The sequence below is a fragment of the Pseudomonas sp. DVZ6 genome, assembly GCF_024259445.1.
Taxonomy (GTDB): Bacteria; Pseudomonadota; Gammaproteobacteria; order Pseudomonadales; family Pseudomonadaceae; genus Aquipseudomonas; species Aquipseudomonas peradeniyensis.
This window is the reverse complement of record NZ_JANCLM010000003.1, coordinates 201,703-228,405: the sequence shown is the minus strand read 5'-3', so window position 1 is coordinate 228,405 and position 26,703 is coordinate 201,703. Positions and strand designations below refer to the sequence as shown.

Genomic DNA, 26,703 nt, shown 5'->3' with positions numbered 1-26,703 from the left:
TGGCATCGCCGCTGGCGACACCTTCGACAGCATCGAGGTGTACCAGGGCTCGAACTACGCCGACACCTTCATCAGCGACGCGCGCGCGCAGACCTTCGATGGCGGCCTGAACGACACGATGGACTATTCGCTGTCCGACCAGGCGGTGACGATCACCATCGACAACACCGGCGGCAAGGGCCAGGGCGGCGACGCCGAAGGCGACAAGTTTACCGGCATGTACAGTGTCATCGGCAGCAGCCAGAACGACACCTTCATCATGCAGGCGACGGGGTCGAGCAAGAGCTTCGCCGGTGGTGCCGGCAACGACGTGTACTACCTGCATGGCGCTGCCGGCGTGTTCGAGCAGGCCGGTGGCGGAATCGACGAGGTGCGCACCTCCCTGGCCAACTACACCCTGACCAACGAAGTGGAAAACCTCACCTACATCGGCTCTGGCAATTTCACCGGTTATGGCAATGCCGGCAACAACGTGATTGTCGGTGGCGCTGGCAATGACACCTTGTTTGGCGGTGCCGGTGCCGACCGTTTCGTCGGCGGCGCGGGTATCGACACTGTTTCGTATGGCGACAGCACTGCTGGCATTCTCCTGAATCTCAAGACCGGCGTGCATGGCGGTATCGCCGAGGGCGATACCTTCGAGGGCATCGAGAAGTTCGTCGGCTCGTCGTCGGGCGATGTCTTTGTGGCCAACGATCAGCCCAACGACTTCAATGGCTCGCTAGGTGTCGATCTGTTGACGTTCGCCGGCGAGGGCGCTGGGGTTACGCTCGATCTGAACGCTACCGGTAATGACCTGTTCACCAGTATCGAGAGTTTCGAGGGTACGGCGTTCAGCGATACGTTCGTGGGGACCACTGCGAACGAGAACTTCATTGGCGGTGCTGGCGCGGATGTGATCAATGGTGGGGCCGGTCGGGATTCGGCCTGGTACATCTCGAGCAATGCCGGCGTGTCGATCGATCTTGCCGCAGGTACTGTGGCTGGCGGGCATGCCGAGGGTGATGTGCTGAGTGGAATCGAAGGGCTGGCGGGCTCCGCGTTCGCCGATGTGCTCAATGGCGATGCCGGTGCGAACACGCTCTATGGCGCCGAAGGCGACGATGTCATCAATGGCGGTGCGGGCAATGACATCCTCTACGGGGATGGCATCTACTCCACCGATTTCGGTGCCCTGGCGCGCCCGGCGAACACCCAGGTCGCCCAGGCGGATGTCGTCAATGGCGGTGACGGCGACGACACCATCACCGGTGCGCTGAACGACACGGGTTCCGTCTACCATGGTGATGCCGGCAACGACACCATCCAGACCACCAACGGCAAGGCGTATGGCGATGATGGCAACGATCGCCTGGTTGGTAACGGTTTTGCCTACGAACTCTATGGTGGCGCCGGCGCCGACCGCCTGGACATGATGTCGGCCGGTTACGCCTTCGGTGGCGAGGGCAGTGATGTCTACACGATCTACTCCAAGGCGGGCGTGGTGATCCAGGATACCGGTAGCGCAGGTGTCGACGTGGTGGTGCTGAAGAACATCCAGACCTTCCAGGATGTCGTGGTGCAGAACGATGGCGTCAATGCCTTCATCTTCTCCAAGGCTGACTGGAATGCCGGCAACCTCGATTCGGGGGTGATGCTCAGCAACTGGTACGCCGGCTCGAATACCATCGAGTCGTTCCAGACCAACAACGGCGACACCTTCACCATCACCTGACAGGCAAGCGGCGTCTGACAGCGTCCGCAGGCGGCCAAGCCTTGCCGCTGTCAGGCACCCGCCGCCGAGATTTTGTCTCTCTGTCAGCGTGCTTTTCGGCAAAGGCCCCGTAAACCGGGGTCTTTGTCGTTTCTATGGCAATTGGCGCGAAACTTGCTCGAAGCTTGGTATAGCCACGGCGACCGGCAATCGATCGCCCGTGCAGCGGAGGATGACTGTGGACAAGATGCTTTACGTGGCCATGACCGGCGCCAGCCAGAACGCGCTGGCGCAGAAGGCCCATGCCAACAACCTGGCGAACGTTTCCACCAACGGCTTCCAGCGTGATCTGGAGCAGGCCCGTTCGATGCCGGTGTTCGGCGACAGCTTTCCGGCGCGCGCGTTTGCCATGAGCGAACGGCCGGCCACCGATTTCAGTGCCGGTCCGCTGGTGGAAACCGGTCGCGAGCTGGACGTGGCGGTCAGCGGCAACGGCTTCATTGCCGTGCAGGCCCCCGATGGCAGCGAGGCCTACGTGCGCACTGGCGGCCTGAACATTGACGCCCTCGGTGTGTTGCGCGCCGGCAACGGCATGGCGGTAATCGGCAATGGCGGTCCGATCGCCATACCACCGGAGCAGAAGGTCGAGATCGGCGATGACGGCACCATCAGCATCCGCGCCATGGGCGAGGACCCGCGGGTGATGGCCGAGGTCGACCGAATCAAGCTGGTCAACCCTGACATCAAGGGCATGATCAAGGGCCAGGACGGGCTGATCCGTACCGCCAGCGGCCAGCCGGCCGACATGGACGTGAACGTGCGCGTGGTGTCGGGATTCCTCGAAGGCAGTAACGTCAATGCCGTGGAGGAAATGACATCGGTGCTGGCGCTGTCCCGACAGTTCGAGTTGCACGTCAAGATGATGAAAGCGGCCGAGGAAGGCGATCAAGCCATGGCTCGGGTTTTGCAGATCGGCTAATCACATTTGAACGGGTGCCGTAAAACAGGCGCACGAGGAGAACACTAAATGCTTCCGGCTCTTTGGGTCGCTAAAACCGGCCTTTCCGCCCAGGATACCAACCTGGCGGTCATCTCGAACAACCTGGCCAACGTCTCGACCACTGGCTTCAAGCGTGATCGCGCCGAGTTTCAGGACCTGCTGTACCAGATCAAGCGCCAGCCCGGTGCGCAGTCCACCCAGGACAGCGAGCTGCCTTCGGGCCTGCAGGTCGGTACCGGTGTACGTATCGTCGGCACCCAGAAGAACTTCCAGACCGGCAGCCTGCAGACGACCGAGAATCCGCTGGACATGGCGGTCAACGGTCGTGGCTTCTTCCAGGTGCTGCAGCCTGACGGCACCGTCTCCTATACCCGTGACGGTACCTTCCACCTGAACTCCGACGGCCAGGTCGTCACCGCCAACGGCTTCGCCCTGGAACCTGCGGTCGTCGTACCGCCGGATGCCCAGACCTTCACTGTCGGCCAGGACGGCACGGTGTCGATCACTACCCCTGGCAACCCGGCCGCGCAGGTCATCGGCAACATCCAGACCGCCGACTTCATCAACCCGGCGGGCTTGCAGGCCATCGGCGGCAACCTGTTCCTCGAGACCGCCGCCAGCGGTGCGCCGCAGATCGGCACGCCTGGCCTGAACGGTTTCGGCCCCACCCTGCAGAAAACCCTGGAGGCGTCCAACGTCAGCACCGTGGAAGAAATGGTCAACATGATCACCACCCAGCGCGCCTACGAGATGAACTCCAAGGTCATCTCCGCCGCCGACAAGATGCTGTCGTTCGTCACCCAGCAGCTGTAAGCCCTGGCGGTCCGATCAAGGCGGGCCGCTGATCATCCGCTCGCTGTTGCAGCGCCTGTTTCACCATGAGGTAAGTGTCATGAGCCGTCTGTTGTCCGTATTCGCCCTTGGGGGGGTGGTGTTGCTGGCTGGTTGCGTTGCGCCGACGCCCAAGCCAAACGACCCGTATTATGCGCCGGTCTTGCCGCGCACCCCGTTGCCGGCGGCGGCCAACAACGGCTCGATCTACCAGGCCGGTTTCGAGCAGGGTCTGTACACCGATCGCAAGGCGTTCCGGGTCGGTGACATCATCACCATCACCCTGAACGAGCGTACCTCGGCGAGCAAGAACGCCGGTTCCCAGATCCAGAAGAACAGCAAGGCCGATATCGGCCTGACCTCGCTGTTCGGCACCGTGCCCAACACCAACAACCCGCTGGGCAGCGGCGACCTCACGCTTGAAGCCGGTTACAGCGGCGACCGCTCCACCAAGGGCGACAGCAAGGCCACCCAGGGCAACACCCTGACCGGTTCCATCACGGTGACCGTGGCCGAGGTGCTGCCCAACGGCATCATCGCCGTGCGCGGCGAGAAGTGGATGACCCTGAACACCGGCGAGGAACTGGTGCGCATTGCCGGCCTGATTCGTGCCGACGACATCGCCACCGACAACACCGTGCCGTCCACCCGCGTGGCCGACGCGCGCATCACCTATTCGGGCACCGGCTCGTTCGCCGATGCCAGCCAGCCCGGTTGGCTGGACCGTTTCTTCATCAGCCCGCTCTGGCCTTTCTGAGTACGGATGACCATGTTCAACGCTAGGCGGTTGATTGCCGCGACCCTGCTTCTGTCCTGTGCGTTCGGTGCTCACGCCGAGCGCCTGAAGGATATCGCCAGCATTTCCGGCGTGCGCGCCAACCAGCTGATCGGCTATGGCCTGGTGGTGGGCCTCAACGGCACGGGTGACCAGACCACCCAGACACCGTTCACCCTGCAGACCTTCAACAACATGTTGTCGCAGTTTGGTATCAAGGTGCCGCCGGGGTCGGGCAACGTGCAGTTGAAGAACGTTGCTGCTGTGTCGGTGCATGCCGACTTGCCGGCATTCGCCAAGCCCGGCCAGGTGGTCGACATCACCGTGTCTTCCATCGGCAACTCCAAGAGCCTGCGTGGCGGTAGTCTGTTGATGACGCCGCTCAAGGGTATCGACGGCAACGTCTATGCCATCGCCCAGGGCAATCTGGTGGTGGGCGGCTTCGATGCCGAAGGTCGCGACGGCTCGAAGATCACCGTCAACGTTCCGTCGGCTGGTCGCATTCCCGGCGGTGCCTCGGTCGAGCGCGCGGTGCCGAGCGGATTCAACCAGGGCAACAGCCTGACGCTCAATCTCAATCGTCCGGACTTCACCACCGCCAAGCGCATCGTCGACAAGGTCAACGAGCTGCTCGGCCCGGGCGTGGCCCAGGCCGTCGATGGCGGTTCGGTGCGGGTCACCGCGCCGATGGACCCGAGCCAGCGCGTGGACTACCTGTCCATCCTCGAGAACCTCGAGATCGATCCGGGCCAGGCGGTGGCCAAGGTCATCATCAACTCGCGCACCGGGACCATCGTCATCGGTCAGAACGTCAAGGTGTCGCCGGCGGCGGTCACCCACGGCAGCCTGACCGTGACCATCACCGAAGATCCGATCGTCAGCCAGCCGGGGCCGTTCTCCAATGGTCAGACCGCGGTGGTGCCGCGTTCGCGGGTCAACGCCGAGCAGGAAGCCAAGCCGATGTTCAAGTTCGGCCCGGGCACCACGCTGGATGAGATCGTCCGTGCGGTGAACCAGGTCGGCGCGGCGCCGAGCGACCTGATGGCCATCCTCGAAGCGCTGAAGCAGGCCGGTGCGTTGCAAGCCGACCTGATCGTGATCTGAGGACGCCAGGGATGAATTCGAAGAGTCTTGTTTCCAGTCAGGCCGACAGCGGCGCCTACACCGACCTCAATCGCCTGGGCTCGCTCAAGCGCGGGGATCGCGACAGCGAGGGCAACATCCGCAAGGTGGCCCAGGAGTTCGAGTCGTTGTTCATCAGCGAGATGCTCAAGGCGTCGCGCAAGGCCAGCGATGTGATGGCTGACGAAGACAGCCCGATGAACAGCGACACGGTCAAGCAGTACCGCGACATGTACGACCAACAGATGGCCGTGAGCATGTCGCGCGAAGGGGGTGGTATCGGCCTGCAGGATGTGCTGGTGCGCCAGCTGTCGAAGAACAAGGCCGCGCGCCCGAACACCAGTCCGTTTCCCCGGGTCGAAGGGCAGGCGCCGGCATTGTGGGCCTCGAAAGTGGCCGAGCCCGCGCACATGGTCGAGAGTGCCGCTACGCGTAACGATGTGGCTGCGCTCAATGCGCGGCGCCTGGCGCTGCCTGGCAAGCTCACCGATCGCTTGCTGTCCGGCATCGTGCCGTCCGCTGGCAATGCCGTCGCCAATGCCACGGCACTGCCTGGGCGTGGCGATATCCCGCCCGGTGGCGTGGCCGTCGGCGACTGGGAGCCGGCCCGCAGCTTCGCGGCGCCAGGTGGCAACCTGCAGATTCTCGGTCGGGCCGTGGCCCAGCCGCCGCTGGCACCGAAAAAGGCCTTCGCCGACAGCGACGCCTTCGTCGCCACCATGCTGCCGATGGCCGAGCAGGCCGCCAAGCGCATCGGTATCGATCCGCGCTACCTGGTGGCCCAGGCCGCGCTGGAAACCGGCTGGGGCAAGTCGGTCATGCGCAACCCCGATGGCAGCAGCAGTCACAACCTGTTCGGCATCAAGGCCACCGGCAGCTGGCAGGGCGGCGAGGCGCGGGCGATCACCAGCGAGTTCCGCAACGGCCAGTTCGTCAAGGAGACCGCGGCGTTCCGTTCCTACGACAGCTACCAGGACAGCTTCCACGACCTGGTGAGCCTGTTGCAGAACAATTCGCGCTATCAAGATGCAGTGCGGGCGGCCGATAAACCAGAACAGTTTGTGCGGGAGTTGCAGAAGGCCGGTTACGCCACCGACCCCAACTACGCCAGCAAGATCTCGCAGATCGCAAAACAGATGAAGTCGCAGCAGAGCTACGCAATGCTCGGTACCACCACGAAACTTTAAGGGCAGGAAACCATGGCGAGTTTGATCAATATCGGTATGTCTGGCCTGGGCGCCGCCCAGTCCGGGATGTACACCCTGGGTAACAACATCGCCAATGCCGATGTGGAAAGTTACTCTCGCCAGCAGATCGTCCAGAAGACCAAGGGTGGCCAGCAGGTCGGCCAGGTGTTCATCGGCACCGGCACCACGCTGTCCGATGTGCGCCGGGTGTACAACGCCTTCCTCGAGAACCAGCTGCGTTCCACCACGTCGCTGTCCAGCGACGCGAACGCCTACCTCAACCAGATCGGCCCGCTGAACAATGCCCTGTCCAGCGCCGACACCGGTATCACCGCGGCGCTCAAGAGCTTCTTCAGCGCGATGCAGGACGCCTCGGCCAAGCCCACCGAGGATGCCTCGCGGCAATTGCTGCTGACCAGCGCCCAATCGCTTGCCAAGCGTTTCAACAGCCTGTCGGCGCAGTTCAACCAGCAGAACAGCAACATCAACACCAACATGGCGGCGACGGCCGACCAGATCAACAAGCTGACCGCGACGATCTCCGAGTACAACCAGCAGATTGTCAAGATGACCGCCATCACCGGCAAGCCCAACGACCTGCTCGACCAGCGCGACGGCGCGGTGCGCGAGTTGAACAAGCTGATTGGCGTGGACGTGGTCGAGCGTGACGGCAACTACGACATCTACCTGAAGAACGGCCAGTCGCTGGTGCTGGGCAACACCACCCAGACCCTGGGCGTGGAGCCTGCGGCGACCGACCCGTCGCGGATGAACCTGGTGCTCAATCGCGGCTCGACCAAGATGGACATCACCGACAGCACCACCGGCGGCGAGCTGGGCGGTCTGCTGCGCTACCGCAAGGACACCCTGGACCCTGCGCTCAACGAGCTGGGCCGTGTGGCCCTGGTGGTGGCCGATGCGATCAACAGCCAGCTGGCCCAGGGCATCGACAAGAACGGCGAGTTCGGCGCGACCCTGTTCGGCGACATCAACAGCGCCGCCGCCATGGCCGGGCGCAGCGTGGCCAAGCTCGGTAACAGCCCCGGTTCCGGCAACCTCGATGTGAACATCAAGGACACCGGCAAGCTGACCACCAATGACTACCAGGTAACGTTCACCAGCGCCAACGAGTTCACCGTACGCCGCCTGCCCGACAACACCGAGATGGGCAAGTTCGACATCACCGCCAATCCACCACCGGTGATCGATGGCTTCAGCCTCAACCTGCGCGGTGGCGCACCGATCGCCGGCGACAGCTTCAAGATCACCCCCACCCGCAATGCCGCGGCCAGCATCGAGACGGTGCTCACCGATCCCAAGCGCCTGGCGATGGCCAGCCCGCTGACCGCTACCAGCGGATCGGGCAACAAGGGCACCGGGCAGATCAGCCAGCCCACGCTGACCTCCGAGCTGGACATCTACGATGCCGCCCAGCGCGCCGACCTGCAGACGGGGCTCAAGTACTCGACGCCGGTCAAGCTGGTGTTCGGTGACGAGAAGACCTCGCCCCAGACCTACACCATGTTCGATGCCAAGGGCAGCCCCATCGGCAGCGGCACGATCATCCCCGGCCAGGAGAACAAGCTGCAGCTGTCCGTGCCGATGGTCGATGGCAGCGGCAACCCGATCAACGACGCCAGCGGCACGCAGAAGAAGTTCACCTTCGAGATGACCGTCGCTGGCGCCCCGAAGGGCGGTGACAACTACACCGTCTCGCTGACCGGTGCCGGCTCGGCCGACAACCGCAACGCCCAGTCGGTGATCAACCTGCAGACCAAGCCCACCGTCGATACCGGTGCCGATGGCAAGGGCATCAGCTTCACCGATGCCTACGCCAAGCTGGTGTCCAACGTCGGTGGCAAGACCAACCAGGCCGAGATGGACAGCAACGCCACCCAGGCGCTGCAATCCTCCGCCCTGACCAGCCGCAACTCGAGCTCCGGCGTGTCCGTGGACGAAGAGGTCGGCAACCTGGTCAAGTTCCAGCAGTACTACACCGCGTCGTCGCAAATCATCAAGGCGGCCCAGGAAACCTTCGCCACTTTGATCAACAGCCTTTAAGGAGCCGTAGACCGTGCGCATCTCCACCCCGCAGTTCTACAACAGCAGCAGCGCCAACTACGAGCGCACCTTCGGCAACGTCAACAAGACGACGCAGGAAGCCAGCGACTTCATTCGCGTGCGCACCGCCGCCGACGATCCGGTCGGCGCCGCGCGCCTGTTGCAGCTCGAGCAGCAGCAGAACATGCTCGACCAGTACAAGGGCAATATCACCAACGTGCGCAACGCGCTGGGCAGCAGTGAAAGCACGCTCAACGCCATCGGTTCGATCCTGCAGCGCGTCAACGAACTGGCTGTCAGCTCCGGCAACGCCAGTTTCACCGACGCCGATCGCAAGGCCAACGCCTCCGAACTGGCCTCGCTGGAAGACCAGCTGTTCTCGTTGATGAACAGCAAGGACGAGAACGGTAAGTACCTGTTCTCCGGCTCCAAGGGCGATACCCAGCCTTACGTGCGCAACTCCGACGGCACCTACAGCTACCAGGGCGACCAGAGCAACCTGATGCTGCAGGTCGGCGACATGCTCAGCCTGGCCGCCAACGAGACCGGCTACAGCGCCTTCGAGCAGGCGCTCAACACCAGCCGCAGCGAGACCCGCCTGACCGCGCCGGCCACCGATGACGGCCGGGTCAGCCTGTCCAACGGCCAGGTGTCCGGTAACACCACCTACAACGACCGCTTCCGCAGTGGCGAACCCTACAGCGTCCAGTTCACCAGCAGCACCGAGTACAAGATCCTCGATGCCGGCGGCAACGATGTGACCCTGGAAGCCAGCCAGGGTGGCAAGTTCGATCCCAAGGGTACCAATACCACCATCAGCTTCCGCGGTGTCGACCTGCGCCTGAAGATCAGCTTCCAGGCGGGTGACGAAGCCAACCCGGATGCCGCCATCGCCGGTCACAGCTTCAACCTGAGCTCCAAGGCCGATTCGATCGCCGGTACCCGCAGCCCGGGCAATACCTCGTCGGCGCAGATCACCGATGCGACCATCAGCGACCCGACCGCCTACAAGGCTGCGTTCCCGGGGGGCGGCGCGGTGCTGAAGTTCACCAGCGCCACCGATTTCGAGCTGTATGCCTCGCCGATGACCGCCGACAGCCGTCCGATCTCCAGCGGCACGCTCAGTGGCACCACGGCCACTGCTGCCGGTGTGACGTTCGACCTGGCAGGCGCTCCGAATGCCGGCGACTCGTTCGCGGTCAAGGCGGACACCCATCAGAACCAGAACATCCTCAACACCATCAGCCAACTGCGGACCGCGTTGAGCACCCCACAGGACAATGATCCGGTGGCGCGGCAGAACTTCCTCGCCGCGCAGGACGCGGCGCTGGGCAATATCGCCAGCGGCATGAACCAGGTGTCGTCGTCGATCTCTGCCATCGGTGGTCGTGGCCAGGCGCTGGATGTACAGGCTGAAACCAACGAGGCGCTTGCTGGCGAGAACACCAAGACACAAAGTTCGATCCGCGAGAGCGATCCGGCCGAAGTGATGCTGCGCCTGGAAATGCAGAAGAACATGCTGCAGGCCTCGATGCAGTCCTTCGCCAAGATCGCCGGCCTGTCGCTGGTCAACTACATCTGATCCACGAAGCCGTCTCGTCCGCCTTTCGGCAGGGTGAGGCGGCTCCTCGAAGGTGCCATGGGCCTGACCAGACGCCCGGCAGGGCATCCAGCCCTGTCAGCGAACCTTTGCCTTGAGTGAGTACCCGTGAGCGCACAACCCCTCGTCAGTATTGCCATTCCCGCGTTCAATCCTGAGTTTTTCCGCAGCACGTTGGCCAGCGCGATCGCCCAGGATTACCCGAATCTGGAGATCGTCGTATGCGACGACAGCCCCGGGGGCGAGATCGAGGCGATCTGCGATGAGCTGCGGGTCACTTCGCCAGCTCCCTTGCGCTACGTACGCAACCCGGTGCGCCTTGGTTTCGCCCGCAACCTGCTGGCTTGCCTGACGCACGCCTCGGGCGAGCTGATCAAGTTCCTCTGTGACGATGACACGCTGTTTGCCGGCTGTATCAGCCAGCAGGCCAGTGTGCTCGGTGAATCGCAACAGATCAGCATGGTCATCTGCCAGCGCCTGATGTGCGCCGCCGATGACGTACTATTGCCTTCACGTGCGCTGAACTTCGTGATTTCCGTGCACAGTGCGGTGCTGCACGGCACCGACTTGCTGGAAAGCGTCGCCGATGATGCACCCAACCTGTTCGGTGGCTTGAGCCACGCCTTGCTGCGCCGTGACCAGGTCGCGGCGTACCTGCCCACCCTGGTGCAGGATGGGCAGGGTTTTTCCGCTCGCCTGGACCTGGCGCTCTACGCTTGCGTTCTGCGCAGGGGACAGCTGGCCAGCCTGGAGCAGGTACTGAGCCTGGAACGAGTGCGTCCGGGGCGTCTTAGCCATCAAGGCACCATGGTCGAGGCGTACAAGAGCGACACCCAGTGGCTGCTGCAGATGCTCGCCGAACGTAATGCCGAGCCGGCGCCCGCCCACGGCTGGGTACGCTACATGCCGTTGGCGGACTACCTGGAAAACCCCCAGCAGAAGTGGGACGAGCTCGATCTTCGGCGCTTCTTCGGGGCGCAGATGGCCAACTTCAACCAGCAGATCGGTACCCACAGCCTGAGTTTTGCCGAGCTGTACGCTGAATGGCTCGAGCATCGCCGGCTATCCTCCGGGCAGGAACGGCTCTTGCCCAAACGTGTGGAGCAATGGCCAAGCCAGCCGGGTATCGCGGTGGTGGTGTACTGTGAGGCAGGTGACGAAAAGGAATTGCGTGCGACGCTGGACAGTCTCTGGCAGCAATCCTACCCGACCCAACAAGTCCTGGTAGTGACGCCTGAGGGTTTTGAACGGCCGGTGCAAGACCGTGTTCGTTACCTGGTGCGCGGCGATGCCGAGTTTATCTCGCTCAACCATTGGCTGGCTGACGGTCCGTCACTCGACTGGCTGTTCCTGCTGCGTGCTGGCGACTGCCTGCATACCCATGCGCTGGTGATCATGGCCGAGCGCATGGCGCTGCGTGGTGACAGCCTGTGCCTGTACATCGATGAGGGTGCCAACGACAGCCTCGCCGCGTCGGCACCGATCTTCAAGCCGGACTTCAACCTCGACCTGATGCGCAGCCTGCCCTACGTCGGGCGCCTGTTGGCATTCAACAATGCGGCGGTGCGTGAGCTTGGGGGCTTTGACGTCGGCTTCGAAAGCCTGGCGCCTCACGACCTGCTGTGGCGAATGATCGAGGCTCACGGCCTGCAGGTGGTCGAGCATATCCCAGAGGTGTTGGTGCAGTGCCGACACGGCTATGCCGAATGGCTGGCCGACACTGCAGGCCACGTCCAGGCGCCGCGGGTGCTGGAGGCACACCTGCGGCGCCTGGGTGTGGACGCGCAGGTGCAGGGTATTGCTGGCAGCCTGATGACCCGGGTCACCTACCTGCACCCCCAGGTCGCGAGCGTGTCGATCATCATTCCTGCCGTTGGCGACCTGGCGGTGCTGGTGCGGTGCGTCGAGTCTGTGCTGGCCAGTACCGCGCATCCCGATTTCGAGGTGGTGCTGGTCGCCAGCGTCGGGACGTCGGATGATGTGCGTGCCTGGCTCGACGGCTTGCGGGATCTGGGTAGTGAGCAATTGCGGGTACTCGAGAGTGCCGCCCAGGGTCGAGCGCAGAGTTTCAACGAGGGCAGTGTATACGCTCGGGGCGACTACCTGTTGCTGCTGGATGCCGGCTGCGTACTGTTCGAACCGCAGTGGTTGTCCGAGCTCCTGCAGCTTGGCCAGCGTCCCGAAGTCGGGATGGTCGGGCCCAAGTTGTTCGACAACAGTGGGGCCGTGGTTTCGGCGGGCCTGGTCCTGGGGATGCAGGCCACGGCGGCCAGTCCATTCCTGGGCTGCCCGGTGAACGAAGACGGCTACATGAACCGGCTGAGCCTGGTACAGAACTGGAGCGCGCTGAGCCTGGACTGCCTGTTGGTGCGGCGTGAACTGTTCGCCGAGCTGGGGGGGCTGGACACTGCCGCGCTGCAGGCATCGCTGCACGACGCCGACCTGTGCCTGCGGGCGCGGGCGGCCGGTTATCTGTCGGTGTGGACGCCGTTCGCGCGTGTGGCCAGGCTGGGCGCCCAGGCGGCCGAGGAAAGCTCGCCGCGAAGCTGGCAGGACGACCGTGATGCCTTGTATGCGCGCTGGCTGGCCTGGGTGGCGAATGATCCGGCCTACAACCGCAACCTCAGCCTCAAGTTGCCGAATTTCAACTTCGACCCTGGATTGCGGGGTGGGTGGGATCCGTTCATCGCGCGGGCCATGCCGTCTGTCCTGGCGCTGCCGAGCAGCACCTCGGCGGTCGGACACTATCGAGTGGTCCAGCCGTTCAATGAGCTGGAGCGGTCGGGCTGGATCCAGGGGCGTATCGACTACAGCGCGCCGGGGCTGATCGACCTCGAGCGGGAAAAGCCCGATGTGGTGATCCTGCAGTGCCGCTACCTGCCCGCCAACGTCAGGGATATCGAACAGTACAAGCGCTTTTCCAGTGCGCGGCGCATCTACGAGCTGGACGACTACATCATCGATCCACCGAAGAAGAACGACCATGCGCGCAACATGCCGAGCAACATGCGTGAGCTGGTCAGCAAGGCGATTTCCCTGTGCGACCGGGTGGTGGTCTCCACCGAGCCACTGGCCGACGCGCTGTCGAGCATGCACCAGGACATCCGTGTCGTCCCCAACATGCTCGCCGCATCGCTGTGGAGCGGACTGACCAGCCAGCGCCAGACCAGCGTACGTCCGCGTGTGGGTTGGGCAGGGGGTACCAGTCACCGCGGTGATCTGGAATTGATGCTGGATGTGATCAAGACCTTGGCCAGCGAAGTCGACTGGGTGTTCTTCGGCATGTGTCCGGAGGCGCTGCTGCCCTACGTCAAGGAGTTTCACACAGGGATCTCGTTCGCGGACTATCCGCGCAAGCTGGCCAGTCTCAACCTGGACCTGGCGGTGGCGCCGTTGGAGCAGAACCTGTTCAACGACTGCAAGAGCAACCTGCGCCTGTTGGAATATGGCGCGTGCGGCTTCCCGGTCATCTGCACCGACACCAAGGCATATGCAGGCTACCTTCCCTGCACGAGGGTTCGCGAGAACACCACCGAGCAGTGGCTGGATGCAATCCGCATGCACCTTGCCGACCCGATGGCCAGCTACCGCCAGGGTGATGCACTACGCGAGGCGGTTCTGCGTGACTACGTACTGAACGAACACCATCTGCAGCATTGGGCCAACGCCTGGCTGGCTGACTGAATCCTGGCGCCTGGCCAAGCCAGGTGCCGAACCCCATGAACAGGTGCCCTATGAACGAAACTACACTTGGGTCGCGTGATGAAGTGACCGTCGTCCTGCTCGGACATGACCAGGCGGATCACCGTGCTCGCGCGGCGCACTACTACCGTCGCTCCGGCGTGCCGTGCCTGGGCCTGGCGTCGTCGGCGGTGGTCGATGCCGCAGCTTTGGTCGAGTTGCTGGCACAGGTGACGACGCCGTTCGTGTGCCTGGCGCTGGATGCCGACTTTGTCCTGGGTGCCGCGCTGGACAATGCTGCACGGTACCTGCATGCCCAGCCGGAGGTGATGGCCGTGCAAGGCCATGCCCTGGCCTATGCGCCGGGCAATAGCCAGCTGACTTATCACAAGGTGGGGGCGGTGTTCTGCACGCAGGCGGGCGAGGGTGTCCTTGATCGGCTGCGACGCCACGCTGACGCCGAGCAACAAGCCTGGCGCGCGGTAATCCGCACGCAGGCGCTGCAGGCCGCACTGGTGTCGCTGCCAGAGGGGCTTGATGTTGCAGGCTGGCGAGTGGCGCTGTCTTGCGCAATCCTGCTACGTGGGACGGTCGCCCATCTCGAGCAGACCGACGTGGTCTGCGAGTCGCGGCCTGAGAGCCTGCCCCCTGCCGTGCGCGAGGAGCGACTGATCCAGACCGTGCGTATCCTGCGCCAGTGGGGTGGTGGGGATCAGGGCGTGCTGTCCGATGATGATGGCTTCGAAACGCTCAATCGCTTCATACGCAAAACCTGGAGCCAGGGCGAACAGCCGCTGCTTTTCACCTCGCGCTGGACCAGCGTGATCGATGACCCGGTGCGTTCGTTCGAACCCAGTCAGCATGTGGAACTGCCTTACTACAGTCGCCCGCTGTTCGATCGGTTGACCGAGGTGGAGTTCCTTTGTCACGCCTGGCCGACCGGCAAGCGCCACCGGCATGCCCTCGAGGGGGCGTGGGTCCGTCAGCGCGACCTGCTGGTGATGCACCCCAATGACACCCGCGAGAGCCTGCAGGAGCGCTACTGGAAAGCGCTGGGGCTGGGCTTGTTCAACCTCCAGGTATGCCGCCGCCTCGAGCCGATGCTGACTGGAGAGGGCAATGCGCATCATGCCCGTGAGATGAATGACTGGATCGCACGCCTGCTTGAGGTGCCGGATAGCGAGACTCGCCACTCCTTGCTCGACACACCATCGGGGCAGGTACTCGCGGCGATCGACGCGGCCACCCCGGACGAAGCAGCGCGCAAGCGAGTGCTGGCCCACCTGGCCGAACACCCGGCGCCACAGATTGCATTTGTCGTGCTTGACCTGGAAAACGATGACCTGGCCTTGCAGGCGACCTTCGACAGCCTGCTGGCCAGTGGCCTGCGCGATTTCAAGCTGGTGGTGCTCAAGGCTGGCAAGCCACCGGCAATTACCACCGCGCGCGATACCTTGCACTTCATCCAGGTCGGCGAGGGCAATTGGGTTTCGCACTTGAACCAGTTGCTGCGCCAGTTGCCCAGTGAGTGGCTGTTGCTGCTCGAGGCGGGCGATGTGCTTCTTGCCGGCGGGTTGATGCGCCTGGCGGTTGAACTTGCCCAGGCCCCGGCTTGCCAGGCTATCGCCGCCGACGAAGTCCAGCGTGACACTGATGGGCGCCTGTTCGCGGTGCGCCGGCCTGGCAGCGACCTGGATCTGTTGCGTAGCCAGCCGGGGCTGATGGCGCGACACTGGCTGGTGCGTCGACAGGCGGTGCTCGACCTGGACGGTTACAACGGCACTGACCCGCAGACCCTGGAGTATGACTTGCTGCTGCGCCTGGTCGAGCATCACGGAGTTGCCAGCCTGGCACACATGGATGACTACCTGGTGGTCAGCCGGCAACCTTCCTCGGTATTTACCGAGGAGGCGCGCAAGATCCTCAATCGCCACCTCACCCAGCTGGGCTATCGTCCTCAGATCAGTGAGCCAGGGGCGGGGGGGCTGGCAATCGACTTCCGCCATAGCGCCACACCGATGGTCAGCATCGTGCTGGCGGGCGAGGTCGAGCCTACCTGGTTGACCGGTATTTTTCAGCGAACTCGCTATCCGCGCTACGAAGTGGTGCTGGCGCTTCCCGGGCAACCTTGCGCAGACCAGGCCGAAGCGCTTCAGGCATTCGGTGGCCGCCTGCGGGTCGTCGCTGGCGAAGCCGGTGCCACGCGTCAGCAACTGCTTGGTCTGGCGGCTGGCGAGGCGCGTGGCGATTACCTGGTGTTGCTGTCGCCGCATTGCCAGGTAATCACGCCTGCCTGGATCGAATCGCTGTTGAACGAGGCGCAGAGGCCAGAGGTTGGCGTTGTCGGCGCCAGCCTGTGGGCGGCTGACGGGACGCTGGCACACGCAGGTTTCGAACTGCTGGCCGGTCCTCGGGTGTATTCGCCCTGGCTGCATCTGTCGCAAGCGGACAGCGTCGCGGTGCAATGGCCACTGTCGGTACGTGCGTGCCCGGCGGTGTCCGATGGTTGCCTTATGGTGAGCAGGGATGCGTTCGAACATTGTGGTGGCCTGCCGCTCGCCGGGGATATCGGCATCGGCTTGAGCCTGGCGGTTCGCGAAGCAGGGTTGTTGGCTGTCTGGACGCCCAAGGCACAATTGCTCGCAGCTGGATTGCCTGCTCTGGATGATGAAGTCGCCACGCTCCTGGCTGCGAAGTGGCCTGCCGCTTTCGTAGGGTCGAGAGGGCTTGATCGCCTGAGCGATGAGCAGGGGCTGTCTGCCTCCCTCGGTTGGCTCGAACAGTTGATTTGACTGGCGCACTCGCCGGCAGCACGGGCATCTGGATCAATGCCAGTCAGTCAAACTGACTGGCATTTTTTCATCTTCGGCGAATGTCAGAGGCTGGATCGCAGGCGTCGAGGCTTTCTTCGACGATGGACCAGCCGTCGATCCTCAGTGACACAGGAATCTGATCCGCATCGTGGCCGAACGAGGCCCATGAAAAATCCGATGCCCTTTCAGGCATCGGATTTTTGCGGTTTGCGATGGGCTATCGAGGTAGGTAGCCCCTGTGTCGATATTACATGGCGCGGTCAGTTCGGCGACCAGGCCAGTTGCCAGTCCTGGAGGTGCGACTCATCCAGCAAGCCGATCTGTTCGGGCTTTCGGATGTGGTCGCGGGTATCGCCGAGGTGGCGTTCGAGCATCTGTGCCCAGGCGTCCAGTTCATTACGTACGTGCATGACATCGAGGTCGACCTGGAATGACTCGACATCGCTGCAGATCACCGCGTGGCCGCAGGCGGCAAATTGCAGTAGAGGCAAGGCGTCATTGAATTGTTCGGCCGGGTCATCCGCGCGCAGCGCCAAGGCCGTGTTCAGGTTCAGGCTGGCCAGCATCCTGGGCGTGTACTGGACATTGCCTGGATGAATTTCACGCGCACAGCCATGCAGGTGATGCGGCACGTCGCCCCAAAGGATCCAGTCCACCTGGTCGGCAAACCGGCGTACCAGGTTTTCTGCCAGTTGCGACGTTCGCGGGTGTCTGGCGGAGAAACCACAGCCCACTCGTACCTTGCCGTCCAGGTTTGCCGGGGATGGCAGGCTGGCCCAGCGTGCGTCCAGGCGGGTACCGATCACGCGGATGTCAGGGTGCATGTGCGCAAGGGCGTCGGCCATGGCTTGCGTCGGCACGACGACCCGATCCACCAGGCGCATGGCCTGTGTCAGAATTTCCAGCTCCATGCTGGTCGAGGCGGCTCCAGCCCCCAGGCCGGCGATTGGTCCGCTGACCTCGAGCACCTTGAAGGCCTGTGACAGTTCCACCCCTTGGCTGATCAGCTTGAGGCGGCGGCGGTCATTCTGGTGCTGGATGACGATGACGTCCGGGCGCAGACGCTCGACCTCGACCGGGCTGAGCGCGCGCGTGCTCAGGCAGCCATCGATCAGGCCGGCGTCGCGCAAGGCGCCGAAGACCGGTTTCAGGCGCTCCGAGGCTACTTGTTCGTCAAGCGCGGCATAGGCCAGCACCACGGGCAGTGGGCGCCAGCAGAGAGGCTTCCAGGTGAGGTCGTGCAAGGCCTCGAACGAATAGCCAGTGCCCCTGAGGGCAAAGTTCTTGTTGTAGGTCGGGTCATTGGCCAGGGTCGTCAGCCACTTCTTCTGGGCGTGGTGCTGCTCTTGCGCGAAGCGCTGGCGCAAGCGTGCATCCTTGCGAGCCTCGGACCAGGTCGCGCCACCTTCGTGAAGTAGCAGGGCGTGGGGTGTCCAGACATTGAGGTAGCCGAGTTCACCGACCTTCAGGCACAGGTCCAGGTCATTGCAGGTCAATTGGAAGTGCGCTTCGTCCATGCCCGTGACGGCTTCGTAGACTTCCTTGCGAATCATCAGGCAACTGGCGCTGACAGCGCTGACATTCTGGTCGACCAGAAGGCGTTGCAGGTATCCGCCATCATGGGCTGCCTGGTCGGCGTTGGGGCTGCCGGCTGGCCCGTTCAGGCCGCCAATCAGGCCGGCATGCTGGACATGCCCCGTTGGTGTGAGCAGCTTGGCGCCGACGATGCCGACTTCCGGGCGTTGAGCATGGTTGAGCAGTTCATCCAGCCAGTCGTCGTTGAGGATCGCCACGTCGTTGTTGAGCAACAGCAGGTATTCGCCGCGGGCATGGCAGGCGGCAAGGTTGTTCATGGCGCTGAAATTGAACGGCCCTGGGTGGTTGAGTACGCTCAGCTTGCTTGCGGCGATGTTCGCCATGAGCTGCAGCCATTCCAGGGTTTCCGGCAACTGGCTGTCATTGTCGATCAGGATGATTTCGAAATGTGGGTAACGGGTCTTCTCCAGAAGACTCTCGATGCAACGGCGCAGCAGTGGCAGCTGGTCGCGAGTCGGAATGAGGATCGAGACCAGCGGCTGGTGCGCATGCCGATATTTGACGTGGTAATGGCGAGGTGGATTTTCCACGATTTCGGCCTGGGCATAGCCACGGTTGGCCAGGTGGCGCAGCACCGCCTCGCGCTCGTCCTGGTTTTCCACGACCACTGGTAAATCGCTGACGACCAGCGGCTCTTCCAGATGGGCGATGCCATCAAGTCCGCCGATATCGATCAGTCGCAGCACGAGGTCCAGTGACAGCGCGTCGGGGAGCGTTGCATCGTAGCCGCCGGCCTGCACTGCCAGCGAGCGGCGGACCAGCCAGTGCGAGGCCATGACCAATGGCAGGCTCAGCAGGTAGTCCAGGTTGACACCCGGGCGAAGGGCTGCGCCAGGGCCCTCGGCCGAGCGGAACATACCATCGCAATAGATCATCCGGCAGTTTTGCGCGCCGGCCAGTTCGAGGTCGAGCAGCAAGGCGCCCGATGGCAGGATCTCGTCACCGGCATCGAGCAGAAGCAACCAATCACTGTCATCGCCTTGCAAGACCTCGTTGAGCTCGATAGCACCGGGTGAGCTGACATGCAGCCAGTGCGTGTCTTGGTCTGCGCGTGTTGGTGTGGCAGTGGTGCTCAGGACAATGGTGCGCAGGTCGATGGAACTGCTCGACCTCCACCAGGCAAGGCTTTCCAGGGTATCGTCGAGCGCCCGTGCCTCGCCGTGCTTGTCGCGCACCAGTACCGTGAGGCTGGTCTGCCCGCGCAACGCCTGGCGACGAGCATCGACCAGGCGCTGCTGAGCGGGGGTCGTTTGCCGCTGGCGTAGCCAATCCTTCACGGAGGGCACCCGGTGATCGCAGACGTACTGGACGGCCGCACGCTGGGTAATATCCAGGAAACGCTGCAGTTGCGGCCAGAAAGCCTTCTCGATGTCCAGCCAGCGTGCGCGCGCCTGCATGACTGTCGCACGGGCTCGCTCCAGCCCGCCCGGTTCATCGTAGAGCGCCGACCCGGCATTGCCGAACTGTTCGGTGAATGGCTGGCTCTTGACATGGCCACCGGGCAGGTAGATGACCGGGCAACCGCACAGCATGGCCTCTGTGCAAGTGGCGGAGATTTCGTAGCTGTAGAGCACCGAGGCCGTGCGGAAGATCTCCGCGAGTTCCGCCAGGGACTTCGGATTGGCCAGGCTGAGGATCTGTACGTCGCTCGGTAGCAGGGAGAGGTCGACCAGCGATCGATCGATGCGGTTCAGGTACAGGTAGTGGCCGCTGCGTTCGACCGGCTCCAGTGGTGGCGAGAACAGTTCGGAGTCGATGATCGGCAGCAGCAGCAAGTCATCGCTGTTGGCATCTGCGCCGAAATCCTGGGTGTAATAGAAGAACAGGTCGCTGTCCTGGGCGTCGATCGTGCGGCCGGTCAGGAAGCCTTCACGGTTGAGGATATAGCGCGCCACTATAGGTGTGCCGAGGGGGTTGCCGTCTAGCACCTCCGGATACACCGCGATCGGCGCCAGGCCTATGGCCTGGTGATGCTGGCGCACTTCGTCCGTGAGGATCGGAGTGCGCAAATTGGGGTTGGTGACGCACTGGCTGACGTAGGCTTCATACCCCGCCAAGTTCAGGGCGTGGCAGAGGTAGTGCAGCACACAGATGCCCGACGAGGTTTCCCGGTAGTCGGGGGCAAAGACGTAGTACGGGTGGCGCGGCTTACCGTGCAGGGCTGAGTTGATCATGGCTTTTCCGGTGCTTTGTCAGGCAGTTCGCAGATGACATAGACACTGGCGCACAGGTCGGGATAGACCATGCCCAGGGCTTGGCATGCGTCCATGAAACGGTCATCGATCAATTGGCTTTGCAGGGCTTGGTCCAGCTGGAAGTTGGCCAGTGGCTTGAAGAACACGCCTCCACGCTGGGCGATTCGCCAGCCTGCGCCACGTGCTTCCTGCTCCAGGGTGTCGAGGCTGTAGGTGATGCGATGGCCGTGCAGGCGCTCACCTTCGGTAACCGCGCTGTTATGTTCGATCAGGCCCATCTTCACGGCGATCTGGCGCGACGGCGCATTGGCATTGGGCACGGCGATGAACAGGCGTCCCCCCGGTGCCAGCCAGTTGCGCACGCGCTCCAGCACCTGGCGGCGATCGTCGAGGTGCTCGAGGGTGTGGATGAGGAAGATGTTCTGGTAGCGTGGTTCGAGCTGTGCTTGTTCGAAGGTGCTGCAGACGAACTTGATCGGCGCATCGACCCTGTTGCGGGTCACTTCGATCAGGTCGCTGGCGGCCTCGATAACCGTCAGGTCCTTGAAGCGCTCGGCGAACAATGCGGTGAAGGCGCCCTCGAAGCACCCCATCTCCAGTGCCGCACCGTCGAGCAGCCAGGGTGAGAAGGTTTCCAGCATGTAGCGCCGCAGCCGCGCATCGAAGTCATAGAAATAGCTGCGATGGGCGTTGTCCTGGAATTCCTGGTTGTAGTCGCGTGTGGTCATGGGGCTCATCCCTGGTTCTTGCGGTAGAAGCGCTGATCTTCAGGCTGGTACCACTCATGGAGGGTCGTGGGGGTCCGGGCGTGCCAGCCGAGCAGTTGTTGCACGGCCGCCGGCTGGGCGATGCAGAACGTATCGCCCAATGCCCGGCAATAATCGAATTGCGGTTTGAAGTAGCTGCGAGTGAATGTCAGCGTCAGGCAGCGGCGTGGATCCGGCGTTCGGTTGATGCCGGCCGCATGCCAGATCCGCGAGTCGAACAGGTAGATGGAGCCGGCCTTGCCGAGCGCCTTGTTGGCACCTGTCTCGAAGTCGACGTCAGTGGGTTTGTCAGGCGCGGTATGCGAGCCTGGCAGGAACAGTGTTGCGCCGTTGTCGACGGTGAAATCGTCAAGCAGCACCAGGGCCTGGGCCATCTGCATGTGTTCGGCGGACCATGAGCGAACATCCCTGTGTACGTTTCGCACATAAGCGTCGGTGCTGCTGAGATTGTTCAGGCCACCAAAGGAGTTGAGGATCGGCAGGCCCCCAAGCATGTGCGTGAGAGCGTCAGTCAGTCCCCAGTGCGCGAGCCTGGCCAGCAGCTCGATGAATCGGCTGTCCGAGGTCAGGATATGATGGGCTGTCTGCTCGGTGCGCTGGGTGATGCCGTTCTCCAGTTGGACCTGGCGGCAACGATCAATGGCGGCACTCAGGTCGTCACGCAACTGATCGAGCAGTGGCTGTCCAATCAGCTCGGGTACACAGGCATAGCCGTTGAGTCGCAGTTCCTCATGTAGTGCGTTCATCGGTCTTGCTCCTGCTGCTCGAGCCAGTTGCGGTAATCGTCGACGGTGACGCCGAGGACGACACGGTCCCAGCGACGACCCTTGCGGTAGTACCATTGACGCTGCACGCCCTCGATGGTCCAGGGTACTTTGCGGGTATAGGTTGCCAGGGACGCTTCGTTGTATTCGATGATCGTCGTCCACAACCGGTGCAGGCCCAGTTCGTCGAAGGCATAGCGCATGACCGTGCCGATGACTTCGGTGCCATAGCCCTTGCCGCGCAGTGTCGAGTCACCGATCATCATTCCATGTTCGGCGGTGCCGTTCTTCCAGTCGATACCGACCAGGTTTGCAGTGCCGATCAGTCCGTGGTCTAGGGTCTCGATGCCGAAGCGCTGATTCATCGGGTCATTCTTGAGCCCTAGCAGCCATTCCTTCTGTGCTTCGCGAGAAACCGGGAAGTGCCAGCCACCCAGCAAGCTCCACAGGGCCTCGTCATTGGACCAGCGGTGCAGTGCAGGCAGGTCTTCGAGTTCCAGTGCCCTCAGCACGATGCGTTGACCTTTGATGCTCATGATTTCCTCAGATGAGTGATGACGGCGTCAGCCAGTCGCTGCATGTCTTTTGCGTCGTAGCGTTGATCCAGGGGAAGCGGTAACAGGCATTCGGCCAGATGGCGCTCCATAGGAGGTGTCGCCGGATTGTCGATGAGTTCCCGCCAGTAGCAGGGAACGTAGATGGCCTGTTCGAGCAGGTGCTGGCGCAAGCTGCCCGCCGCGGATGCCGAGTCGAGCAGCAAGGGGTAGCACAGCGCCGGAACAATGGCATCTGGCCAATAGCGGAAGCTGTTGAAGGTGTCGAGATGCTGGCGCAGGACGTTCAAGTTGTTGCCGCGCCGCTCCTTGACCTGCGCGTAGTCGATGCTGTCGAGCACCCGCGCGGTACTGGTGGACATGGCCATGACGCCTTGCCGGGTGAGCGATGCCTCGTTGGCCTGGTAATCGACATAATGGTGCTCGGCAGCTTGCTCCAGGCGTCCGAGCAATGCCCCGAATCGATCCAGGGAAGTGCCTTGCGGTGGGGTAGGCAATTCGGCCGGGCCATTGACCAGCCAGCCGCCATCGGCAACACCGACGAACTTGCGTGGCGAATAGATCGTGGCAATGTCGGGCAGGGCGTCGCTGAACAGTGCTTGTGAGTTGTCCACGATCAACTGGTATCCGTATCGTGGAGCAAGCACTTGGCGAACATAGTCTCCCTTGAGCCCGAAGTAGTCGACGTACAACAAGGCCTCGTCACTCGTCAGTCCGGGCGGCGCGGCCAGGCTCAGGTCGGCGTCCAGCCCATAGCGGCATAGTTCGACCTCCAGGCCTTGCAGGGCTTGCTCGAGAACGTTGCAGATGTAGTACGGCAGGTGAATGCGGCGTGGAGCCCGGGCCTGCACCAGGGCGCGAAAAGCGGCGCGCGCACTGTTGAAGGCCGAGGCTTGGGGGTAGGGCGTCTGGCCCTTGCGCAATTCCAGTTCGAAGTAGCCACCGATGGCGTCAGGCATATTGGATCTCGCCAAGTCTTGCCCATGCGGCCACGTTTTCGGGCTCGTGGAACATCAGGGCATCAAGGATCGACAGGCCGGCAACAAATGGGCGACTGCTACCCTGGGCATAGGGTGGCAGGCTGGCGTGAAGCAGCTCAAGGGTGATGCCGGACTGCCCGAAGGCCTGGGCCTGGTACAGGTGGCCGCCACCGACAGGGTTGAGGTAGTGGGTGCCGCGGCACGCCTGGACGATTTCGATGACCCGCTCTTCGCCCAGCAGGCCTTTGCCGGGTCCGAGCTCGCTGGCTCGTGAAATGGGGGTGTCGATCGCCAGGAGTGAGCAGCATGCCTTGAGCAGGCGTTCGTTGAGGGTCGCGATGCTGTCTGCCGCTGGTGCGAGCAGGCCTTCGAGCCAGGTCATCGTCGGTTCGCGACGAGGGGCCTTGCGATAGGCGAACTCCAGCTTGTTGAGCAGATCCTCCAGGCTGAATTGCTCGGCGATGCGCCGGTTCATGATCTGCTGGGTGTGACTGTCCTTGGTCAGGGAGATGCGGAACCACTTCGCCTCGCCCTCCAGCAGATATCGATTGCGTTCGATCCAGCCGTTCTTGATGAATTGCACATTGTCATACAGGACGAAGTGGTCCGATGCGGCAATCAGCTGGAAGTATCCCAGATACGGCAGGAAGTAGGGTTGCATGAGCGCGATTCGCCGGTGTTCGCCCACAACTGCGTTGCTCATGCCTGACGGGCTCCCAGCAGGATGTCGATGATCTGTTCCAGAGTGTCGTCGTCGAGATCCGGATAGATAGGCAGGCAGAGAACCTGGCGCGAGACTTCCAGGGCGTTGGGCAGGTGGTCGAGGTTGGCACTCGCCAGGCCGCGGTACATCGGGAACTCACAGATCAGCGGATAAAAATATCGGCGGACCAGGATGTTCTGGTCGCGGTAAAGCTGGTAGACCTTGTCGCGCGAGGTGCCGAAGCGCTCTTCATCAATCAGGATCGGGCAGTAGGCATAGTTCCAGTCCAGTCCCTGCGGTTGACGCAACAGCGTGATGCCCTCGACGCTCTCCAGCGCCTGACGGTAGCGTTCGAATACCCGCCGGCGGCGCTGGAGCGCATCATCTATATGGCGCAGCTGCAGTACACCGAAGGCGGCCTGGATCTCGTTCATCTTGCCGTTGATTCCGGTGGCCATGATCACCGTTTCGTCGACGAAGCCGAAATTCTTCAGGAAATCGATGCGGCGCTTGAGCTTTTCATCCTTGCAGACAATGGCACCGCCTTCGAAGGTGTTGAACACCTTGGTGGCGTGGAAGCTGAGGATCGACAGATCGCCATTGTTGAGGATGCTCTCGCCGTTCTGGCGTACGCCGAAGGCATGGGCAGCGTCGTAGATGACTTTCAAACCGTAGGTGTCCGCTACTTCCTGGATGGCCTCGACATCGCAGGGGATGCCGTAGCAGTGCACGGGCAGTATCGCTGTGGTCTCCGGCGTGATGGCTTCGATGATGCGCTGGGGATCCAGGTTGTTGGTGAGCGGGTCGATATCGACGAAGACCGGCTTGAGGTTGTTCCAAAGCAGCGAATGGCCGGTTGCCACGAAGGAGTAGGGCGTGGTGATCACTTCCCCCGTCACGCGAAGGGCTTGCAGTGCCGTTACCAATGCGAGAGTACCGTTGGAGAACAGCGAAATGTGCTCTACCCCCAGGTATTCGGCCAGCTCCTGCTCCAGTTGCGCATGGAATGGCCCGGCATTGGTCAGTCGCTTGCTCTCCCAGATGCTTTCCAGGTAGGGCAGGAATTCCTCCAGTGGAGGCAGCAGTGGGCTGGTGACTGTGATGGGTTTGGCCATGGACGGGTCGGCTCTTTTTACGAATTAGGGGAAGCAGGGCTTGATAGGCCTGGCGCCGAACGGTGTATCCAGTCAGGGTTTCGCCATGAAACCGACGTCTCGCACCGGGAATTCTGCTTGGTTAGCAAAAAGTCGGCCAACCTCCGGTGTCGGCATGGCGGGACGCAGTCGAGTTGCGAGAGTGACTTGGCAGTCGAAACGTGCATCTCTAATCTATTGAGTCAGCGGGCAGCCTCGTCGAGACGGTAGGCAGGGTGTATGGCCTTGGTCGCGAAGCCCGTGAATTTTCGCCATTTCCATCGGGAAGCCACAATGATTGGCATCAAAAGTATCGCCAGTTACGTACCTGTAGAGGGTGTCGACAATTACGCCCAGGGTGCGAAATTCGGCAAGGATCAGGATTTCATCTTCGGCAAGATCGGTTCGACCTTCCTGCCGCGCAAGGGTGCCGATCAGGAAACCTCTGATCTGTGCGTCGAGGCCGCCCGTACGCTGTTTGCTGGCAATCCGGCGCTGGATCCGGCGTCCATCGATGTGGTGATCGTCGTTACCCAGAATGGCGATGCCGAGGGCCTGCCGCATACCGCGGCGATCGTCCAGAACAAGCTGGGCTTGTCCACCGCCATCGCTGCCTTCGATATCTCGCTGGGCTGCTCCGGCTATGTCTATGGCCTGTATGCCATGAAGGGCTTCATGGATGCCGCGGGGCTGAAGAATGGCTTGTTGATCACCGCAGATCCCTATTCGAAGATTGTCGACCCTGAAGATCGCAATACCACCATGCTGTTCGGCGATGCTGCAACGGCCACCTGGATGGGCGAGGACGCTGCCTGGCAGCTGGGCAAGTCGCTGTTTGGCAGTGATGGGGCGGGTGCCGAGCACTTGCGCACCACCCAAGGCACGTTCTTCATGAATGGTCGCCAAGTCTACAATTTTGCGCTGGTCAAGGTCCCGGCGCACCTGCAGCAGTTGCTCGAGGCCAGTCACTTGAAGGCCGAGGATATTGACCTTTACTGCCTGCATCAGGGGAGCGCGGCGATCGTCGATGCGGTCTCGCAGCGTTTCGACGAGGGGCGTCAGCGCGAGAAGTTCGTCAAGGACATGGTCGAGACCGGCAATACCGTTTCCTCGAGCATTCCGCTGCTATTGGAAAAGCATGTGATCGGCTCGCAGTGCAAGCGTGTCGCGCTCAGTGGTTTCGGCGTCGGCCTGTCATGGGGCTCGGCAATCATCGAGCGCAATGGCTAAGCTCCGCGTGTCTATATA

General features: G+C 62.6%; 18 protein-coding genes. 11 read left to right on the top strand and 7 right to left on the bottom strand.

What is annotated here, in order from left to right; genetic code table 11:
- The 10 genes from NMG10_RS03390 to NMG10_RS03345 all read left to right on the top strand — a co-directional run.
- Window positions 1-1,714 (top strand): calcium-binding protein (locus NMG10_RS03390; RefSeq protein WP_274235404.1); only part of this gene is annotated, 1,714 nt, incomplete at its 5' end.
- Between the two features lie 217 nt (window positions 1,715-1,931).
- A complete protein-coding gene (locus NMG10_RS03385; protein ID WP_203651601.1) occupies window positions 1,932-2,672 on the top strand; it encodes a flagellar basal body rod protein FlgF in 741 nt (246 codons plus the stop codon).
- 48 nt (window positions 2,673-2,720) lie between these two features.
- On the top strand, window positions 2,721-3,506 hold the full coding sequence (gene flgG, locus NMG10_RS03380) for a flagellar basal-body rod protein FlgG (protein ID WP_050706704.1): 786 nt from the start codon (window positions 2,721-2,723) through the stop codon (window positions 3,504-3,506).
- Between the two features lie 79 nt (window positions 3,507-3,585).
- Window positions 3,586-4,281 (top strand): flagellar basal body L-ring protein FlgH, encoded by a 696-nt coding sequence (gene flgH / locus NMG10_RS03375; RefSeq protein WP_050706703.1) that lies wholly within the window; start codon window positions 3,586-3,588, stop codon window positions 4,279-4,281.
- A gap of 6 nt (window positions 4,282-4,287) precedes the next feature.
- On the top strand, window positions 4,288-5,403 hold the full coding sequence (locus NMG10_RS03370; protein ID WP_186714860.1) for a flagellar basal body P-ring protein FlgI: 1,116 nt from the start codon (window positions 4,288-4,290) through the stop codon (window positions 5,401-5,403).
- 11 nt (window positions 5,404-5,414) lie between these two features.
- A complete protein-coding gene (gene flgJ / locus NMG10_RS03365) occupies window positions 5,415-6,608 on the top strand; it encodes a flagellar assembly peptidoglycan hydrolase FlgJ (RefSeq protein ID WP_254463835.1) in 1,194 nt (397 codons plus the stop codon).
- A gap of 12 nt (window positions 6,609-6,620) precedes the next feature.
- Window positions 6,621-8,669 carry a flagellar hook-associated protein FlgK gene (gene flgK / locus NMG10_RS03360; RefSeq protein WP_254463834.1) on the top strand — a complete coding sequence of 683 codons (2,049 nt, stop codon included), beginning with the start codon at window positions 6,621-6,623 and terminating at the stop codon, window positions 8,667-8,669.
- Window positions 8,670-8,682: 13 nt separating this feature from the next.
- A complete protein-coding gene (locus tag NMG10_RS03355; RefSeq protein WP_232856517.1) occupies window positions 8,683-10,251 on the top strand; it encodes a flagellar hook-associated protein 3 in 1,569 nt (522 codons plus the stop codon).
- A 126-nt stretch (window positions 10,252-10,377) separates the two neighbouring features.
- Window positions 10,378-13,953 (top strand): glycosyltransferase, encoded by a 3,576-nt coding sequence (locus tag NMG10_RS03350; protein WP_254463833.1) that lies wholly within the window; start codon window positions 10,378-10,380, stop codon window positions 13,951-13,953.
- Window positions 13,954-14,003: 50 nt separating this feature from the next.
- Window positions 14,004-16,742, top strand: coding sequence for a glycosyl transferase (locus NMG10_RS03345; protein ID WP_232856519.1), 2,739 nt, complete (start codon window positions 14,004-14,006; stop codon window positions 16,740-16,742).
- A 281-nt stretch (window positions 16,743-17,023) separates the two neighbouring features.
- Here the strand turns inward: NMG10_RS03345 and NMG10_RS03340 are convergent, their stop codons facing one another.
- From NMG10_RS03340 to NMG10_RS03310, 7 genes are read right to left on the bottom strand one after another with little or no spacing between them, the layout of a single operon-like run.
- On the bottom strand, window positions 17,024-20,533 hold the full coding sequence (locus NMG10_RS03340) for a glycosyltransferase family 2 protein (RefSeq protein ID WP_232856520.1): 3,510 nt from the start codon (window positions 20,531-20,533) through the stop codon (window positions 17,024-17,026).
- Window positions 20,530-21,282, bottom strand: a complete 753-nt coding sequence (locus tag NMG10_RS03335; protein ID WP_232856521.1) for a bifunctional 2-polyprenyl-6-hydroxyphenol methylase/3-demethylubiquinol 3-O-methyltransferase UbiG — start codon at window positions 21,280-21,282, stop codon at window positions 20,530-20,532. Before NMG10_RS03335 ends, NMG10_RS03340 begins: the two co-directional genes overlap by 4 nt.
- 5 nt (window positions 21,283-21,287) lie before the next feature.
- Window positions 21,288-22,067: a phytanoyl-CoA dioxygenase family protein gene (locus NMG10_RS03330; RefSeq protein WP_232856522.1), complete on the bottom strand. Its 780-nt coding sequence runs from the start codon at window positions 22,065-22,067 to the stop codon at window positions 21,288-21,290.
- A complete protein-coding gene (locus NMG10_RS03325) occupies window positions 22,064-22,621 on the bottom strand; it encodes a GNAT family N-acetyltransferase (RefSeq protein WP_232856523.1) in 558 nt (185 codons plus the stop codon). Before NMG10_RS03325 ends, NMG10_RS03330 begins: the two co-directional genes overlap by 4 nt.
- A complete protein-coding gene (locus tag NMG10_RS03320; RefSeq protein ID WP_232856524.1) occupies window positions 22,618-23,598 on the bottom strand; it encodes a hypothetical protein in 981 nt (326 codons plus the stop codon). Before NMG10_RS03320 ends, NMG10_RS03325 begins: the two co-directional genes overlap by 4 nt.
- Window positions 23,591-24,322 carry a WbqC family protein gene (locus NMG10_RS03315; RefSeq protein WP_232856525.1) on the bottom strand — a complete coding sequence of 244 codons (732 nt, stop codon included), beginning with the start codon at window positions 24,320-24,322 and terminating at the stop codon, window positions 23,591-23,593. Before NMG10_RS03315 ends, NMG10_RS03320 begins: the two co-directional genes overlap by 8 nt.
- Window positions 24,319-25,437, bottom strand: coding sequence for a DegT/DnrJ/EryC1/StrS aminotransferase family protein (locus NMG10_RS03310; protein WP_254463832.1), 1,119 nt, complete (start codon window positions 25,435-25,437; stop codon window positions 24,319-24,321). Before NMG10_RS03310 ends, NMG10_RS03315 begins: the two co-directional genes overlap by 4 nt.
- A gap of 312 nt (window positions 25,438-25,749) precedes the next feature.
- On the opposite strand from NMG10_RS03310, the gene NMG10_RS03305 reads away from it, so the two are divergent.
- Complete coding sequence (locus NMG10_RS03305) at window positions 25,750-26,685, top strand: ketoacyl-ACP synthase III (RefSeq protein ID WP_232856570.1); 936 nt, start codon at window positions 25,750-25,752, stop codon at window positions 26,683-26,685.
- The last annotated feature ends 18 nt before the right edge of the window (window positions 26,686-26,703 follow it).

What these genes read in the sequence shown, in the direction of transcription:
- NMG10_RS03315 (WP_232856525.1), bottom strand. Translation starts at nt 24,322, where the DNA reads ATGAGCAACGCAGTTGTGGGCGAACACCGGCGAATCGCGCTCATGCAA.
- NMG10_RS03345 (WP_232856519.1), top strand. Translation starts at nt 14,004, where the DNA reads ATGAACGAAACTACACTTGGGTCGCGTGATGAAGTGACCGTCGTCCTG.
- NMG10_RS03325 (WP_232856523.1), bottom strand. Translation starts at nt 22,621, where the DNA reads ATGAGCATCAAAGGTCAACGCATCGTGCTGAGGGCACTGGAACTCGAA.
- NMG10_RS03335 (WP_232856521.1), bottom strand. Translation starts at nt 21,282, where the DNA reads ATGACCACACGCGACTACAACCAGGAATTCCAGGACAACGCCCATCGC.
- NMG10_RS03330 (WP_232856522.1), bottom strand. Translation starts at nt 22,067, where the DNA reads ATGAACGCACTACATGAGGAACTGCGACTCAACGGCTATGCCTGTGTA.
- NMG10_RS03370 (WP_186714860.1), top strand. Translation starts at nt 4,288, where the DNA reads ATGACCATGTTCAACGCTAGGCGGTTGATTGCCGCGACCCTGCTTCTG.
- NMG10_RS03320 (WP_232856524.1), bottom strand. Translation starts at nt 23,598, where the DNA reads ATGCCTGACGCCATCGGTGGCTACTTCGAACTGGAATTGCGCAAGGGC.
- NMG10_RS03340 (WP_232856520.1), bottom strand. Translation starts at nt 20,533, where the DNA reads ATGATCAACTCAGCCCTGCACGGTAAGCCGCGCCACCCGTACTACGTC.
- NMG10_RS03310 (WP_254463832.1), bottom strand. Translation starts at nt 25,437, where the DNA reads ATGGCCAAACCCATCACAGTCACCAGCCCACTGCTGCCTCCACTGGAG.
- flgJ (WP_254463835.1), top strand. Translation starts at nt 5,415, where the DNA reads ATGAATTCGAAGAGTCTTGTTTCCAGTCAGGCCGACAGCGGCGCCTAC.
- flgG (WP_050706704.1), top strand. Translation starts at nt 2,721, where the DNA reads ATGCTTCCGGCTCTTTGGGTCGCTAAAACCGGCCTTTCCGCCCAGGAT.
- NMG10_RS03305 (WP_232856570.1), top strand. Translation starts at nt 25,750, where the DNA reads ATGATTGGCATCAAAAGTATCGCCAGTTACGTACCTGTAGAGGGTGTC.
- flgH (WP_050706703.1), top strand. Translation starts at nt 3,586, where the DNA reads ATGAGCCGTCTGTTGTCCGTATTCGCCCTTGGGGGGGTGGTGTTGCTG.
- flgK (WP_254463834.1), top strand. Translation starts at nt 6,621, where the DNA reads ATGGCGAGTTTGATCAATATCGGTATGTCTGGCCTGGGCGCCGCCCAG.